Here is a 16253-nt window from a genome sequence, read left to right on the forward strand (position 1 = left end):
GCAGGCGCGGATGAGTAGAACGTTAGAACCAATGCCTGAGGTGCACACTTTTTTAGTTTTTCAATAAACGCAGTCCGTTCAGGATGACGAGAATCGTACTCCCTTCATGTCCGATGACCCCAAGCGGCAGGTCCAGCACCTGAAGAAAGTTACTCATGATCAAAAGCATAATGACTGTGATTGAAAAGATCACATTCTGTTTGATGATCCGGTTCATGCGTTTTGAAAGCTCCATGGCATGGGCGATTTTCGGAAGATCATTTTTCATAAGGACGACATCGGCCGTTTCAAGAGCAACGTCGGTTCCTTCTCCCATAGCGACTCCGACATCAGCTTCCGCGAGAGCAGGTGCATCATTGATTCCGTCTCCGACCATGGCGACGTGTGGGAAATGCTCCTTCAACTGCTTGATTTCCTCCTGCTTCTGATCGGGGAGACACTCGGAAATGTATTGGTCAAGATCAGCTTCACGAGCAATGGCCTCAGCGGTGGCATCATTATCCCCAGTCAGCATAATCGTATAAATTCCTTGATTTTTCAGGGTCTGTACAGCCCGCTTCGTATCCTCTCTCACTGTATCTTTCAGGGCAAGGAGTGCAGTGACGACGCCGTTTCTTTTTACAAAAATGACAGTCTTTCCTTCGGAAGCCAGTGTGGAAAACACCCCGTCCTCGAAATGGGAGCATTGGTCACGGCCGATGAAGTCAGCTTTTCCAATCATCCATTCTTCGCCCTTATACCAGCCGCTTACCCCGTTTCCACTGTGGTTTTTTACTTCCTCAACGTTTACAAAAGACATGTTCTTTCCCTCCGCATACTTCACAACTGCTTCTGCGAGAGGGTGGTTGGACTGCTGTTCAATGGATGCGGCGGCTGATAAGATATCATCGGCTGATCCTTTGTCAGAGGCAATGAAATCCGTCACTACCGGCTGTCCTTTTGTGAGTGTTCCGGTTTTATCAAAAGCGAAGGCCTTGATGGAAGACAAATGTTCAAGATGTACCCCGCCTTTAAACAAAATGCCCTGGCGCGCCCCGTTGGTAATGGCTGAAAGGGTGGCCGGCATAATGGAAGCGACAAGGGCACACGGAGAGGCTACAACGAGCAGAATCATCGCTCTGTATAAGGTTTCCATCCAGGTCCATCCCAGTACGAAGTGTGGGAGAAACATCATGACAGCTACCGCACCCAGCACCGCTTTAACATACGTACTTTCAAAACGTTCGATAAACAGCTGGGAGGGCGATTTTTCGCTTTGGGCGTTCTGGACCATGGTGATGATTTTTTGAAACAATGTTTCTTTCGATTCTTTTGTCACTTCTACAAGCAGACTGCCATCGATATTCATGGTTCCCGCAAAGACCTCGTTCTCCAGCCCTTTGGCAGCCGGCATGGATTCTCCTGTAATCGTACTTTCATCCAAACTTGATGCGCCTTCTGTGATCACTCCGTCCGCAGGTACGCGTTCACCAGGCTTCACGCGAATGAAATCGCCGACCTTTAATCTTTCTACGGACACCCACTGCTGATGGCTGCCTGTTACGAGCAGGGCCTGCTCAGGCTGCAGGTTCATAAGGGAGGAGATCTCCTTGTGGCTTTTGTTCATGGTATAAGTTTCCATAGCACCACTTAAGGAAAAGATGAAAATCAGGATGGCTCCTTCTGTCCAGTAGCCGATGGCAGCCGATCCGATGGCAGCAAGGATCATCAGCAGTTCAACATTCAATGAGCGGTCCTCTAAGGTTTCTTCCAACCCTTCCTTCGCTTTGGCAAATCCACCGATGATAAAAGCAGAAAGGTAAAGGGTGATATAAACGGGAGGGGACCAGTAGTTTTCCCCTATCCAGGCAAAGAGGAGAAGGACACCACTGAAAAGGGCAGCGATCAATTCTCCGTGTTCTTTCATATAAGTAAGAAATTCGGGCTTATTCCAGGATTTAGAATATGGATAGGAACGGGTTTCATTCACGATATGTTCAGCTCCTTTTTATTATTGAAAATGAAATTCATTCACAACTATTTATAAATCTTATTACTTTATAATTATTATAATCTGTTGCTTGTTACTATCATAGCATATCGGAAGGAAAAGTCTACAAAAAAATTCCCGTCCATAAAAAATTGCGGTACAGTTGATTTGACAGGTGTCAAGTTGCTATATTAAACAAGTGATACGAATAAACATGGAGGGTGGAAAGAACGATGCGCAAAGCTTTTATACTTATAAGCCTGTTACTGCTGGCTGTTTTTGTGGCTGCTTGTGGATCAAGTGAAGACACAGGAGACAGTGGTTCAAATAATGAAAGCGAAGAAGCTTCTGACAGCAAGTGGAATGAAATACAGGAAGAAGGAGAAATTGTCGTTGGGACATCCGGTACACTTTTCCCGGCTTCCTACTACCCGGAAGGCTCCGATGAAATGACCGGGTATGATGTGGAAATCATGCGGGAAGTCGCCGACCGTCTCGGCCTTGAACTGAAATTCGAGGAGTATGGTGTGGACGGTCTGCTGTCTGCGATTAACAGTGGCCGGATCGATGCGGTTATTAATGATATGGAAGTCACGAAGGAGCGCCAAAAACAATTTGCGTTCAGTGAACCTTATAAATACTCCTATTCCACGATGATTGTGCGGGAATCTGATTTGTCCGGCATTGAGAAACTGGAGGACCTTGAAGGCAAGACCCATGGTGGTGGAGCGACAACGGTATTCTCCCAAATTGCGGAACATTTCGGTGCGGATACGAAAACATACGGAAATGTCACCAACGATGTCTACCTTCGTGATGTGGAGAATGGAAACACAGACTTCATTATCAATGACTACTATCTACAGTCCCTGGCCCTGCAGGCTTTAACAGATATTGAAGTTCAGCTTCATCCCGATTTGAAATTCCATCCAACCAACTCAGCCATTGTTATGCCGAAAGAAGCAGAAACAATGAAAGAGGAAATTGATGCCGTACTGGCTGAAATGAAGGAAGATGGAACATTAACGAAACTGTCCGAAGAATTCTTCGGCGGCCAGGATGCTTCGAAGGAACCGGAAGAGGACATCCGCGAAATCGAAGGCCTGGATTTATAAGGGTTATGAAATGTTTGGCATTGAAATAAACGAAATACAAGTCGAGAAGCTCTTTAATGCAGAGCGGGCCTGGGCCAACCTTCCTTTTATTCTGGAAGGTGTGCCTCTTACTTTATTTGTAGCAGTCATTGGGATGGCCATCGGTCTCATTCTTGGTTTTTTCCTGGCTCTGGCTCGTGGGTCCAGCCATATCTGGCTCCGGTGGCCGGCGAGGTTTTACATTTCCTTCATGAGAGGAACGCCGATTCTTGTTTATTTGTTTGTTCTCTACTTCGGGCTTCCTGTCGTAGGGTTGAAACTGCCGGCCACGACGGCAGCGATCATCGGTTTTGGAACGAACAGCGCTGCCTATATTGCTGAAATCAACCGAGCCTCCTTGAACAGTGTTTCCAATGGACAGTGGGAATCTGCGCGTGCTTTAGGATTTACGTACTGGCAGACGATTCGGAGGATTATTATGCCGCAGGCGACGAGAATCGCTATTCCGCCATTAGGAAACGTGTTTCTTGATCTGTTAAAGGCAACCTCTCTGGCTGCCATGATTTCTGTACCTGAAATTTTGAACAAAGCGCAGATCGCAGCAGGCCGGACGGTGGATTCGATGACGATGTATATTACTGCGGCATTGATCTACTGGCCGCTGACGATGATTTTCTCAGCGCTTCAGGATTATCTGGAGAGAAGAAACAACCGGTATTTATAATATTCGAAGACCAGAGCAGGGTTCCCTGCCCTGGTCTTTTGTTTTTTGGATGGCGGGGCTAAGTAAACTTCTCCCTTGATTCCTTGGGCAACCTCTTATATGATAGGAAAAGAATTTAAATCGTAATGATTATTATTTTTTCGAAAGGGATGGACCATGAGTGAACAAACCATTGTAAAATTCGACAATGTTTCCTTTAAATACGAAAGAGAAATCGTCGTTCAGGATGTTGACCTTGAAATTAAGTCAGGTCAGTTCCTTGGCCTTGTCGGCCCTAACGGATCCGGGAAGTCGACACTCATCAAGCTGATGCTCGGCCTTGAAAAGCCGGATAAGGGAAGGATTCAGCTGTTCGGCAGGCCGTTGAAACAGTATAAGGACTGGCAGGAAATCGGTTTTGTCTCCCAGAAGGCGAACAGTTTCAACTCCGGATTTCCGGCGACGGTTCTGGAGGTTGTGAAAACCGGGCTCGTATCAAGAATAGGGACATTTAAATTTTTTAATAAGAGACATAAAGAGAAAGCGATGGACGCCCTGCGGACAGTGGAAATGGAAGAATATGCCCATACCGGTATCGGTGACCTTTCCGGCGGCCAGCAGCAGCGGGTGTTCATAGCCAGGGCTCTGGTCAGTGATCCGTCACTGATGATTCTGGACGAGCCGACCGTCGGGGTCGATGCCAAGCATGTCACTGAATTTTATGATCTGCTCGGTAAATTGAACAAGGAGCGGGGCATTACGCTGCTTATGGTTACCCACGATATTGGGACGATTACGGATCACGCCACCCATGTGGTCTGCATGAACAAGACGGTCCATTTCCATGGACAGTCGGAGGAATACAAGGAATTCAGTGAAGAGGATTTGAATCAGCTTTACGGATACGCCGTTCAGCAGCTGACTCATAATCACAGTCACTAAGGAGGGAAAGAGAGCGTGCTGGAAAGTTTTATGCAATTTGAATTTTTACAGAACGCGGCGATAACAGGACTGTTGATCGGCATTGTTGCTCCTCTGCTTGGAGTGTTTATTGTTGTGCGACGGTTATCATTGATCGCTGATGCCTTATCCCATATTACATTGACAGGGATTGCGGCAAGTCTGCTCTTGGAAAAAAGAGTGACGGCCATTAACGACTGGAACCCGGTTTATATGGGCATGGCGTTTTCTGTAGCGGGTGCTGTTTTAATTGAACGGCTTAGAAAAGTATATAAACACTACGAGGAACTGGCTATTCCGATTATCTTATCCGGAGGGATCGGACTTGGTGTAATATTGATATCCCTGGCTGACGGATTTAATACGGACTTGTTCAGCTACCTGTTCGGTAGTGTTACAGCGGTAAGCCGCGATAGTATGTGGACGGTATTGTTTGTAACGGTGATTGTTATTCTGATTGTCATTTTCTTTTATAAGGAACTATTCGTTCTATCCTTTGATGAGGAACATGCGTCGGTATCCGGAGTGAACGGACGCTGGATTCATTTATTATTTATCGTGATGGTTGCGCTGGTAATTGCTTCTGCCATGCAGGTGGTCGGTATTCTGCTCGTATCAGCACTGATGACGCTGCCTGTGGCTTCTGCACTCAGGATAGCCACCAGCTTTAAGCAGACGATCGGCCTTTCCATCGCATTCGGGGAAGTATCTGTTATGGTGGGCTTGTTTTCTTCCTACCATCTGAGCGTACCGCCGGGTGGAACGATTGTCGTTATGGCTATTTTGATTCTGGTAATGTCTATTATTTATAAAAATGTTAGAAACCAGCAATGGATAAAGGGTGAGGCTTCATGAACGTGGAAACAGCTCTACAGAGACTGAAGGAAAAAGGATATAAACGAACGAAGCAGCGGGAACGTATGCTGAAGATCTTTTCCGGTCAGGATCAGTACATTGCCGCCAAGGATATTCTCAAGGAGTTTCAGGAGTACTTCCCCAGTGTCAGTTTTGATACGGTCTACAGGAACCTTTATATGCTGACGGAGGTTGATATTCTGGAGTCGACCGAGCTGGGGGGCGAAAAGCATTTCCGCCTCAGCTGTGATACAGACGGACACCACCACCATTTTATCTGCACAGACTGTGGAAAAACGAAATCGATCGCCTTCTGCCCGATGGAAAAGGTGAATGAGAATCTGAAAGGCTATGATATTGAAAACCATAAGTTTGAGATCTATGGCAAATGTCCCCAGTGTCATTGAACAGATGGGAAAGGATGTCTCCCGAGGCATCCTTTCCTTTATTGTTTAAGAAGTAATGGTTACTGTTTACAAGTAGTAATCATTACGATAAGATTTAAACAGATCATACGGAGAGGACGAAGTTCAATGAAGAAATCAGGTCTATTATCCTTTTTATTAATATCTGTAATTATTCTTCTTAGTGCCTGCGGTAGTGAAGAAACCTCAGGGGACGGAAATGACGAAGAAGAAAAGAAAGATAAGCTGAAAATCTATACGACGGTGTATCCGCTGCAGTTTTTCACAAGTGAAATCGGTGGAGACACGGTCGAGGTGGAGTCCATTCTTCCACCGGGAGCGGATGCCCATACGTACGAACCTACGACAAAAGAAATGGTGGATATGGCCGGGGCCGACTTGTTCGTTTACAACGGGGCGGGTCTTGAAGGATATGCGGAGAAAATCTCGGAAGCTTTGAAACCTGAGGGGACTACCGTGCTGGAAGCAGCCGGCGATATGGACTTGAATGCACATGTCCATGACCACGGAGCGGAAGACAGCCATGAAGCTGAGACAGCGGACGAACATGCTGAGCATGAAGACAGCCACGAGGGTGAGACAGAAGAAGAACACGCTGAGCATGAAGACAGCCATGAGGGTGAGACAGAAGAAGAGCACGCCGAGCATGAAGACAGCCACGAAGGACATGACCATGGTGAGAATGATCCACACGTCTGGCTCGACCCGGTTCGCTCCATTGAGCTGGCTGAAGGCATTAAAGAGCAGCTGATCGAGCTGAATCCCGAAAAGGAAGACCTTTATGTGGAAAACTTCGAGGCGCTGAAAGGGAAACTTACGGCGTTGGACGAGCAGTTCCATAAACAAGTGAATGCGCAGCCGAAAGACAAGATTATCGTTTCTCATGCGGCCTATGGGTACTGGGAGGAAGCCTACGGGATCGAGCAGATTGCCGTTTCCGGACTGAGCCCGACGAATGAACCTTCCCAGAAAGATTTAGAGGAAATTATCCATGTGGCGGAGGAAGAAGATCTCAAGTATGTAATCTTTGAGCAGAATATTACACCTAAAGTATCCAAAGTCATTCAGGATGAAATCGGTGCAGAGCCGCTGCAGTTCCATAACCTTGCTGTCTTGACAGAAGAAGATGTAGAAGAAGGAGAAGATTACTTCTCTTTAATGGAACAAAACCTGGAAGTGCTTTACAAAGCTCTGGCAGAATAAAAAAATCGGGCAGCCCTTTAAGATGGGGCAGCCCGATTTTTTTCTAATGAAACGGGAGAATTGAAAGCTATTGCTGCGAGAACGACTACTAACAGGGATACGATCACATAAAAGAAGGAAAGGCCCGGCCACAGGTCGAGCGCGAATCCCGACAAGAAGGGTCCCAGAATACTTCCAATACTAAACGACATCCCGCAGAGAATGTTGCCGGCCGGCAGCAGCTCTTTTGGGAGCAGGTCTGTCATATAAGAAATTCCCAAGGAAAACAGAGAACCGACAAAAAGTCCCCCCAAGGCAAAAGAGGCAAACAGCCACGGAATCGAATTCTCAAAAACAGCGGCAAGCATAAAGGAGCCGATTCCGCCGGTAACGACTGTCAGGATCACTTTTTTTCTTCCGATGTGGTCACTTAATATGCCCAAAGGAATCTGTGAAAATAAACTGGCGGCGGCAAAGGAGGGGATGATGAACGATAATATGTTCACATCGTGGCCGATCCGCATTCCATACACCGGAAAGATTCCGTGCAGGGTGGCTTCCAGAAACCCATAAGCAAGGGGTGGTAAAAAGGCGGCCCAGGCCAGGCGCAGACTCCGTCCGAACCGTCTCACAGAGCTTGTTCCATAGGCAGTGGCCTGGTCCGTATCCGGCTTTTCGTTCCGCACCCGGAGAAGGAGCAGCCATACAGTGAAGCTTAAAAAGGAAGACAAGAGAAACGGAACGAACATCCCGAATTCCAAAAGGTTGGTCATTAATGGACCAAGTGTGAACCCGACACTGAAGAATAAGCCGTAATAGGCGATGCTGCGTCCTTGGTTCTGCTGATCTGCGGATGCGGTGATCCATGTCTGGGTGCCGAAGTGAAGAATCTGATCGCCGGTTCCCACAGCCACCCGGAGCATAAACCAGAACCAGAGCGCCTGCCAGAAAGGGAAGAGCGCAAGCGAAATGAATACGAGCGCTCCTCCAAACAGAATGATGGCTTTGTACCCGAACCGCCGAAGTGGTTTTTCCATAAACGGGGATGATAATAAAATACCTATGTAAAGTCCCGTCGCATGGATGCCGTTGACTGATGAAGAAATACCATTCTGCTCAAGGATGACTGCGATGAGAGGGAGCAGCATGCCCTGGGAAAATCCTGATATTGTAACAAGGCCGATTAAAATCCAAAATCTTGTGCGTTTAGAAACCATAGTCTTCCTCCTGTTCTACACGACTATCGTATCGGAAAAGACGTAAAGCAGGCAAGGTGCAGGCGTCCAGGGCCGTGCGGTTTCTTTTGCATTAGGATCTATTATATAATGAACGCAAAGCCGTTAAGGTAAAGGAGTGAATGAACTGATGGAATTTCATTTAAGAGAGAATGGGATCCGTACGTCCTTCGAATACGGGCAGCTGGACATTTCCGGCGATGAAGCCAATGGTTTCCGTCCGTTTCAATTGATGGTCTCCTCTATTGCAGGATGCAGTCTTGGGGTGTTCAGGAAAATCCTCGATAAGCAGCGGATGAATTATGAAGATATCCAGGTATCTGCAGAAGTAACGAGAAACCCGGATGAGGCGAACCGTATTGAGAAGATCCATCTGCATTTCGTTGTAAAAGGCTATCACCTGAATCAGGACAAGCTGCTGAAAAACCTGGAAATCTCCCGCAGCAACTGTTCGATGGTACAATCAGTAGAAAATAGTATAAATGTGGAAGAAACGCTTGAGTGTATCCAGTTAAGCTAGTAAAATAAAAAGAGCATGAGTCCGACAGCCGGATTCGCGCTCTTTTTTTGTGTCTTATGTACAGGTTTTCGGTTCAAAGCTACTTTGAAATAAAGAAATGAGGGAGACCATGAGAACATTAGTCATTAAAGGATTCTTTTATCTTGCAGGGTTGATTGTCATTGCGATGGGCGTCACGCTTACGATTAAATCGAATCTGGGAGCTGGAGCGTGGGATGCCGTAAATGTCGGACTGACAGAGCAGATCGGACTAACCATTGGAACGTGGGTCATGGTGATTGGTGGATTTCTGATTGTAACCAATGCATGGATTGCAAAGGAAAAACCGGACCTGCCTGCGGTGATTACGATATTAGTACTTGGAAAATTCATTGATTTCTGGATGCTGCAGGTGTTTGATCACTTGGTGTTTCAAGCCTTCTTTATGAAATTGATGACTTTAATTCTCGGCATTGTTATTATCGCCATCGGCGTATCTTTATACCTTCAACCGAAGTTTTCGTTGAATCCGGTCGATGGCTTTATGGTGGCGCTGCAGAAGCGTTTCGGCTTCAGCATTACGAAAGCTAAAACGTTAACCGAGTCCTTTGCACTCGTGCTTGCGCTAGTGCTTGGTGGTCCTATTGGTATCGGTACCATTGTGATCCTTCTCGGGATCGGACCATGCATCCAGTTTTTCGACAGCAAAGCGAACTATATGATGAATAAGCTTATTGCAGCAGAATAATGTATACTCCGGGCCATCTTTCACAAGCTATAAAAAAAGTGAAAGGTGGCCCTTGATGTGAATAGAAAATGGCTGGGACTACTGCTGTTTATTTGTATTCTTACATGGTTTGCTGCCGGTTCTGCTTCGGCTGAACCTAAGAAAAATGAGAAAGAAGAAGGCTCCATTCCGAGTCACGTCTTAAATATATCCAAGGATAACACGTATCCGAATTCCACAGATGATCAGGAATTGCTGGAAGCGGAGGAAATTACGAAAGAGCTGATGGAGAACACCGATGTGCGTATTACCAATCCACAGCTGATTGAAATGCTGAATGAAACTTCCTTAAAACCTTCCCCGCTGGCGATTGGATATCGAGGAGACATTTTCCTTGGAAGATGGCCGCTTTCCTATCACTCAAAAGAAACCAACATCAATTGGGAGTATCAGGAGATTAATACAAACGAATTGAACAACCACGGTGGAGAAAAGCAGGAGAAGCTGAGTTATCTTCAAAAAGAGGAAAAAGCGGTCAAGGGCGGTCTGACATCACGGATCAGCCACAGCGACCAGATGATGAAGCTGATTCTTCTGGAAGCTCAGAAAAACACCAAACTTCCATTATCCTTTAATACCGTCATTGGAAAAGGAACGAAACAGAATAATACGTACGGCATTCCAACAAACAAAGTAGGGGTGCTCCACGCCTACGCGCCGGCTGTGAATGAAAAAGGTGAAGTGGCTTTTGGTGATGTATACATCCAGCTCAAGGGATCGAAAAAGACACTTTCCATAAAAAACGTGACCCGGCAGGGGATTGGAGCCTGGATTCCAATTCAGGATCACGTCAGCTTTTCTTTTGAATTGAAATAAGAGGGTGCGCCGGATGTAGAAGAACAACAAGGTTGTTTTCCTATATCCGGTGCGTTTTTTTAGTTAAATGAAAGCCGTTCTGGACAGGAAAAGCGACTTGTACTATGATGGACTGGACGCAGAACAGATAAAGGAGCTGAATCGTTACATGACGCAGCAGGAGAAAATTTCCAACTTAAAGCAGCGCCTGGAAGAGTTTATGGGACGTGTAGATAATCTCGACCCAGAGCAGACGTCAGTGGAAGACATTGATCGTCTGATTTCAATGCTCGAATCCCTTGAGCGCAGCATGGACGAATAAGCAGCTTTCAGAATTGACTCTCTTTTTTCCTGAGGGTTGATTTTTTCACCACCATCCTTTATCATGATAAATCGCTAATGTATGAAACTACTGGAGAGGAGAATGTCTTATGGCATGGGCAGTTGTCGTATCTGTCCTGGTGATGACCGTGTTAAGTTTATTACGCGTGAATGTCATCGTTGCCATTATCGCCGCGGGTTTGACCGCAGGCCTGATGAACGGGGAGAGCTTGACGGATGCGTTGACCCTTCTCGTTGACGGGATGGGGGAACAGGCAAATGTGGCATTAAGTTATATATTACTGGGAGCTTTTGCAGTTGCAATCAGCTACTCAGGCATCACATCAATACTCGTCGGATTTTTACTGCGTGTTTTGAAGGATAAACGGACGATGATTGTTTTTGTCATTGCGTTCGTAGCCAGTCTTTCGCAAAACGTCATTCCTGTACACATCGCTTTTATACCGATTCTTATTCCACCGCTTTTGAAATTATTTGATGAAATGAAGCTGGACCGCAGGGCTGTAGCTGCCGCTTTAACCTTTGGTTTGAAGGCGCCTTACGTCATGATTCCGGTTGGATTCGGCTACATTTTCCACGATACAATTAAAATGTCTATGGAAACGAACGGCATTGATCTTGGAATCGGAAGCATCGCTTCATCTCTGCTTATTCCCGGTTCAGGAATGATTGTCGGGCTGTTTATCGCCATATTCATTACTTACCGGAAGCCGAGAGACCCTTCTGTTGTTCCAGAGGATAAAGAAACACCGGATCAGGAAGTTGTTCTGGATACACGTTTCCAAATGAAACACCTTCTGACAAGTGCTGCCATGCTTGTAACGCTTGTCATTCAGGCCGTCTGGTCCAATTTGATTCTGGCTGCTCTGGCCGGCATCATCCTGATGTTCATTTTCCGGGTCGTTCCCTTCAGCAAAGGAGACAAGGTCATCAACGAAGGCATCGCAATGATGGGCTTTATCGCTTTCGTAATGCTTGTCTCATCAGGGTATGCCAACGTCCTGACGGCGACAGAATCCGTATCGGCGCTTGTAGAGCTCAGCTCCGACTATCTGGGAGATAACCAGGCTTTCATCGCCTTCATCCTGCTCTTGGTCGGACTGGTTGTCACGATGGGAATCGGTTCTTCCTTTGCAACGATTCCGATTTTGGCGGCTCTATTTGTACCCATCTGTGTCGCTGCCGGTTTTTCACCCATGGCTACGGCTGCATTGATTGGTACAGCGGGGGCTCTTGGGGATGCTGGTTCTCCGGCTTCTGACAGTACACTCGGTCCGACATCCGGGCTGAATGCAGACGGCCGTCACAACCACATCTGGGACACTTGTGTACCGACATTTCTGCACTACAATATTCCATTGTTCATCTTCGGATGGGCCGCATCATTGTTCCTGTGAAAAGGCAGCGTGGGGAATTTTCCCACCTGTCTTTTTTTATATTCCTTTTTCCTTCACACATACTAAACAAAAAAGTGAGGGATACACATGAGCAGGATAGTGAAGTGGATTGCGGCCGTCCTTATGGTCTGTCTTTTTCCTATAACCACCGATGCAGAAGGCTGGGGATATAATAAAAGCAAAAATGGGATGGCACCGGACCCAGGCAGGTATGGGCCGATGATTGAACAGCATCATGGTTTTTTTATGGATCCTTCTGAAGAACGTGTGGTTTATTTAACGTTTGATAATGGGTATGAACAAGGATACACCGGTCAAGTCCTGGATGTCCTGAAGGAAAAAGACGTCCCGGCTGCCTTTTTCGTGACCGGCCATTATATAGAGAGTGCGCCGGACCTTTTGAAGAGAATGGCTGATGAAGGACATATCATTGGAAACCATTCCTGGAGCCATCCGGATTTCACGCAGAGTTCCAAATCAGAAATGGAGAAAGAACTGGCGCGTGTGGAAAAAGCCGTGAAGGAAAAGACAGATCAGGACATTATGACCTTTCTCCGTCCGCCCAGAGGCACATTCAATGCGCAGACGTTGAAATGGGCGGAGGAATTCGGCTACACCCATGCGTTCTGGTCCATCGCTTTTGTTGACTGGCATACTGACAGACAGAAAGGCTGGGAGTATGCCTACCGGAGCGTTATGGATCAAATTCATCCGGGAGCTGTCATCCTCCTGCATACCGTTTCGAGTGATAACGCAGAAGCCCTCTCTCAAATGATCGATGAACTCAGGAAAAGAGGCTACCGCTTCGGGAACCTGAACGAAATTTTAATGAAACAGCTTATTCCCGCTCCAGTCTGGAATTTATAACAAAAGGATGCCGCCGTACATGCCGTACAGCGGCTTTTCACTTTCAGCGGGAAGGGGAAAGTGTCTGGCAGTGTAATGTTTTGCTAAGTATCATCAAAGCTTCTATGATAAAGGAAGAATTAGTCGGATGAGCGTCAGGTCTTATTTCCTATTCTTTACAAAATAGAAAAATCTAAGATAATGAAGGAGGAAAAACTCCCATGTGGAAAGAAAAATTAAAGGCAGTTAACTTTTATGATTTTGATTACACGTTACTTCGATGGCAGCTGGATCCTGTCATTCGTCTGGACAGAGAGGAACGCTGGGTGGATATCCCTGTAAAGCTGAACGAAGATCATCACATTGTCAGGGTGCAGGCTCTCGGCACGACCCTTGATCCCGTCTTTTCTGTGCAGAGTGACAGCCATGAAGCCAAGTCAGAGCTGCTGAACTACATCAAGCACCTTTTTCAATGGGATGTCGATTTAGAGAATGTACACGAGCATTTCCTGGACACCGACTTGGAACAGTTGTTCAGAAATCACCCTGGAACACCGATAGTGAAGGATTTTCATCTTTATGACTGCTTAATGAAGGTCATCATTCATCAACAGCTGAATATGAAGTTTGCATATACGCTGAGTACCAGATTTGTCGAGACGCTGGGCACACAGAAGGACGGCGTATGGTTTTATCCTGACTCGGAAACGGTGGCCCGGACGCCGTATGAGACTCTGAGAGAATTGCAGTTCAGCCAGAGGAAAGCTGAATATGTCATTGATACATCGAAGCAGATAGCAGAAAGGGAGCTGGACCTGCCGGCACTGGATGTTATGGAGAACGATGATATTATGAAACATCTGACCAAAGTCAGAGGAATCGGCCCGTGGACAGCAGAAAACTGGATGATGTTCGGTCTGGGAAGGGAAAATTTATTTCCGAAGGCCGACATAGGGATTCAAAACGCCTTGAAGCATTATTATCATATGGACCGTAAACCTACGAAGGACGAGATGGGAGCATGGAGTAAGCCGTGGTCGCCCTATTTGAGCTACGCCTCGTTAACATTATGGCGCAGTATCGAAGGGTGATTCTGCTGTCATATCGTTGTTCTTTTAGACGTACAATGTTTAAAAAGCAAAAATAAAAGCTAAATCGTTAGAAAATATTCAAAATTTGTTAATCTTGCGTTATAATGAAAACCGTATTGGAAATAAACGAGCGGCAAAAGGAAAGAGGTCTTACTATTGGTTATAAGAGAGAGGTATTCAGACCAAGTTCATAGCGGTGAGATTTTGGATGTTCTCAGTATAAATGGAACACCCGCGTGTCTACTCGATCTGCGTCTTCAAGCCGTTACTTTGAATCAGGAAATGATTCATATGCTGCATTTGAAGGAAACAGACCTGTCTTTCTCTCAATGGATCCGGTGTTTCCGCCATACAGGCCAGCACCGTCTTCAACAATCTCTGCACCAGCTTCTGACTGAGGGACTGCGGGAGTCCTCTGTCCAGCTGACGGACAAGAATTTTGACCGGAGGTTTCACTGCCGTATGGTACATCTGACCAACGGCCAGATTACATTTACTCTTGCTAAGATGGAAGAAGAGCAGCATTTTTATGCTCCAGGGCCGGCTGACACGGATATGCCGTCCAGGAATGATAAACCGTCCTTATCCATCACGAACTACGAAGGCTTTCCGCTTTCAAGCTTTTCCTCTTCTCAAATCAAGCATCGCATGACACACATTGTCGATAAATTTCCACATGGGCTGGCTGTTATCAACCATAATTGGGAAGTCGTTTATGCTAATCCCAAAATGGAAGAGCTGACTAAACGTCCTTTTTTTAAAAATTACTATAAACGGCTGTGGGACATATTTTCCATTGATGAGCATTATCCGTTTTTTCAGCATTTTCTACGCTCTATGGAAACGCATGAAACGATGGAATTTGAAGGTTTTCTTGAGGACACCCAGCTTGATGTGAAAGTAACCGTTCATCCAACTGAGCTGGGACTGACGGTGTTCCTGCAGGATATCACCCAGTACAATAAGCACTTGCAGGCGCTTAAAGCTTCTGAGGAGCGGTTTGCTCTTCTGGCCGACAACATTACGGATGTGTTCTGGATCAGTGAACCGGACTTTGATGAGGTCCACTACATCAGCCCTGCTTTTCAAAGTTTATTTGACATCCCAAGGCGCAAGGCGTTTACAGATCCGAAGTCGCTGCTTCAGCACGTTCATGAAGCAGACCGTGCCCATTTCGTAGAAGGGCTTTCCAAGATGAAGGAAGAAGAGCACGTTGTTGACTACCGCGTGATTGTCGGGGGAAAAGAAGAAAAATGGATCCGCACGAAAGGTTTTCCGGTCGATTATAACGGCAAGCCTCTCATCTTAGGTATACATCAAGATGTAACCGAATACAAAGGAATGATTGAGCTGAAGGAAAAGTCCCAGCAGCTTTCAACTATTACCCAGATGTCTGCCGGTATTGCTCATGAAATTAAGAATCCATTAACCGCCATTAAAGGATTTCTTCAAATCGGAGCGGCGAATCCCGAACTCAGGGATAACTACCAGGAAATTATTTTAGATGAAGTCAATCGGATTGAGGCGATTGTCCAGGATTTCATGATGTTGTCGAAGCCGAAGTCTTCCATCCAGCTTGAGGAAGTGGATCCGGAACAGCTGGTTTCCTATGTGCTTCGCCTTCTTGAGCCGGAAGCCAATGAAAAGCAGATTCTCCTGCTGTTTGACTGTGATCCGGTACAGGAGACGTTCAAGACGGAACCGAAACGGATGAACCAGATTTTAATCAACCTGGTTAAGAATGCGGTGGATGCGGTGGATCTTGGGGGCGAGGTACGGATCGAAATCCAAATGTCGAGCTCTCATCTAACGCTTTACGTTAGAGATAATGGGCCGGGTTTAAGTACCCAGGAATTGGCGAAAATCGGCGAGCCGTTCTTTACCACCAAGGAAAAAGGTACCGGGCTCGGTGTGATGGTGACGAAGAAGATTGTTTCTGATCTAAACGGCACGATCAACTATGAAAGCGAAAAAGGAAAAGGAACGACGGTTGTTGTCAAACTGCCTCGTGCCTGAGCGAAAAACGTCACATGAAAAGTGGCGTTTCAGCTTGTAGAGAAGCCCTTGTTTCTT

16 protein-coding genes are annotated in these 16253 nt (G+C 46.3%); 14 read left to right on the top strand and 2 right to left on the bottom strand.

The features are described 5' to 3' along the window. Positions 1–52 precede the first annotated feature (52 nt). A complete protein-coding gene (locus GLV97_RS10460; protein ID WP_423784969.1) occupies positions 53–1972 on the bottom strand; it encodes a heavy metal translocating P-type ATPase in 1920 nt (639 codons plus the stop codon). Between the two features lie 230 nt (positions 1973–2202). Here GLV97_RS10460 and GLV97_RS10465 point away from each other — a divergent pair, with 230 nt between their 5' ends. The 6 genes from GLV97_RS10465 to GLV97_RS10490 all read left to right on the top strand — a co-directional run bounded on the left by GLV97_RS10465 (position 2203) and on the right by GLV97_RS10490 (position 7209). After that, positions 2203–3084: a transporter substrate-binding domain-containing protein gene (locus GLV97_RS10465; protein ID WP_160841451.1), complete on the top strand. Its 882-nt coding sequence runs from the start codon at positions 2203–2205 to the stop codon at positions 3082–3084. A 10-nt stretch (positions 3085–3094) separates the two neighbouring features. Beyond that, a complete protein-coding gene (locus tag GLV97_RS10470; protein ID WP_160838865.1) occupies positions 3095–3787 on the top strand; it encodes an amino acid ABC transporter permease in 693 nt (230 codons plus the stop codon). Positions 3788–3943: 156 nt separating this feature from the next. Continuing rightward, entirely contained in the window at positions 3944–4708 is a 765-nt protein-coding gene (locus GLV97_RS10475) for a metal ABC transporter ATP-binding protein (RefSeq protein ID WP_160889630.1), read from the top strand. Between the two features lie 15 nt (positions 4709–4723). Next, positions 4724–5581, top strand: a complete 858-nt coding sequence (locus tag GLV97_RS10480) for a metal ABC transporter permease (protein ID WP_160838861.1) — start codon at positions 4724–4726, stop codon at positions 5579–5581. Further along, positions 5578–5988 carry a Fur family transcriptional regulator gene (locus GLV97_RS10485; RefSeq protein ID WP_160838859.1) on the top strand — a complete coding sequence of 137 codons (411 nt, stop codon included), beginning with the start codon at positions 5578–5580 and terminating at the stop codon, positions 5986–5988. The genes GLV97_RS10480 and GLV97_RS10485 overlap by 4 nt, the downstream gene beginning before the upstream one ends. 126 nt (positions 5989–6114) lie before the next feature. Then, positions 6115–7209: a metal ABC transporter solute-binding protein, Zn/Mn family gene (locus tag GLV97_RS10490; protein ID WP_160889631.1), complete on the top strand. Its 1095-nt coding sequence runs from the start codon at positions 6115–6117 to the stop codon at positions 7207–7209. 17 nt (positions 7210–7226) lie between these two features. Here the strand turns inward: GLV97_RS10490 and GLV97_RS10495 are convergent, their stop codons facing one another. After that, positions 7227–8405 carry an MFS transporter gene (locus GLV97_RS10495; protein ID WP_160889632.1) on the bottom strand — a complete coding sequence of 393 codons (1179 nt, stop codon included), beginning with the start codon at positions 8403–8405 and terminating at the stop codon, positions 7227–7229. Positions 8406–8553: 148 nt separating this feature from the next. Between GLV97_RS10495 and GLV97_RS10500 the strand changes: the two genes are divergently transcribed. The 8 genes from GLV97_RS10500 to GLV97_RS10530 all read left to right on the top strand — a co-directional run bounded on the left by GLV97_RS10500 (position 8554) and on the right by GLV97_RS10530 (position 16196). Further along, the gene (locus GLV97_RS10500; protein WP_160838853.1) at positions 8554–8943 is read left to right on the top strand and encodes an OsmC family protein; all 390 of its coding nucleotides are present in this window, start codon (positions 8554–8556) and stop codon (positions 8941–8943) included. A gap of 109 nt (positions 8944–9052) precedes the next feature. Continuing rightward, complete coding sequence (locus tag GLV97_RS10505) at positions 9053–9670, top strand: YczE/YyaS/YitT family protein (protein ID WP_160838851.1); 618 nt, start codon at positions 9053–9055, stop codon at positions 9668–9670. 57 nt (positions 9671–9727) lie between these two features. Next, the gene (locus GLV97_RS10510) at positions 9728–10525 is read left to right on the top strand and encodes a YfkD family protein (RefSeq protein ID WP_160838849.1); all 798 of its coding nucleotides are present in this window, start codon (positions 9728–9730) and stop codon (positions 10523–10525) included. A 148-nt stretch (positions 10526–10673) separates the two neighbouring features. Beyond that, positions 10674–10826 (top strand): SE1561 family protein, encoded by a 153-nt coding sequence (locus GLV97_RS19810; protein WP_224871485.1) that lies wholly within the window; start codon positions 10674–10676, stop codon positions 10824–10826. A 109-nt stretch (positions 10827–10935) separates the two neighbouring features. Then, a complete protein-coding gene (locus tag GLV97_RS10515) occupies positions 10936–12243 on the top strand; it encodes a Na+/H+ antiporter family protein (protein WP_160889633.1) in 1308 nt (435 codons plus the stop codon). Between the two features lie 87 nt (positions 12244–12330). Beyond that, positions 12331–13110, top strand: coding sequence for a delta-lactam-biosynthetic de-N-acetylase (pdaA, locus tag GLV97_RS10520; RefSeq protein ID WP_160889634.1), 780 nt, complete (start codon positions 12331–12333; stop codon positions 13108–13110). 200 nt (positions 13111–13310) lie between these two features. After that, on the top strand, positions 13311–14180 hold the full coding sequence (locus GLV97_RS10525) for a DNA-3-methyladenine glycosylase family protein (RefSeq protein ID WP_160889635.1): 870 nt from the start codon (positions 13311–13313) through the stop codon (positions 14178–14180). Between the two features lie 204 nt (positions 14181–14384). Next, positions 14385–16196 (top strand): PAS domain-containing sensor histidine kinase, encoded by a 1812-nt coding sequence (locus tag GLV97_RS10530; RefSeq protein WP_237418608.1) that lies wholly within the window; start codon positions 14385–14387, stop codon positions 16194–16196. Positions 16197–16253 lie beyond the last annotated feature (57 nt).

Source organism: Halobacillus litoralis (genome assembly GCF_009856355.1).
Lineage (GTDB): Bacteria > Bacillota > Bacilli > Bacillales > Halobacillaceae > Halobacillus > Halobacillus litoralis_B.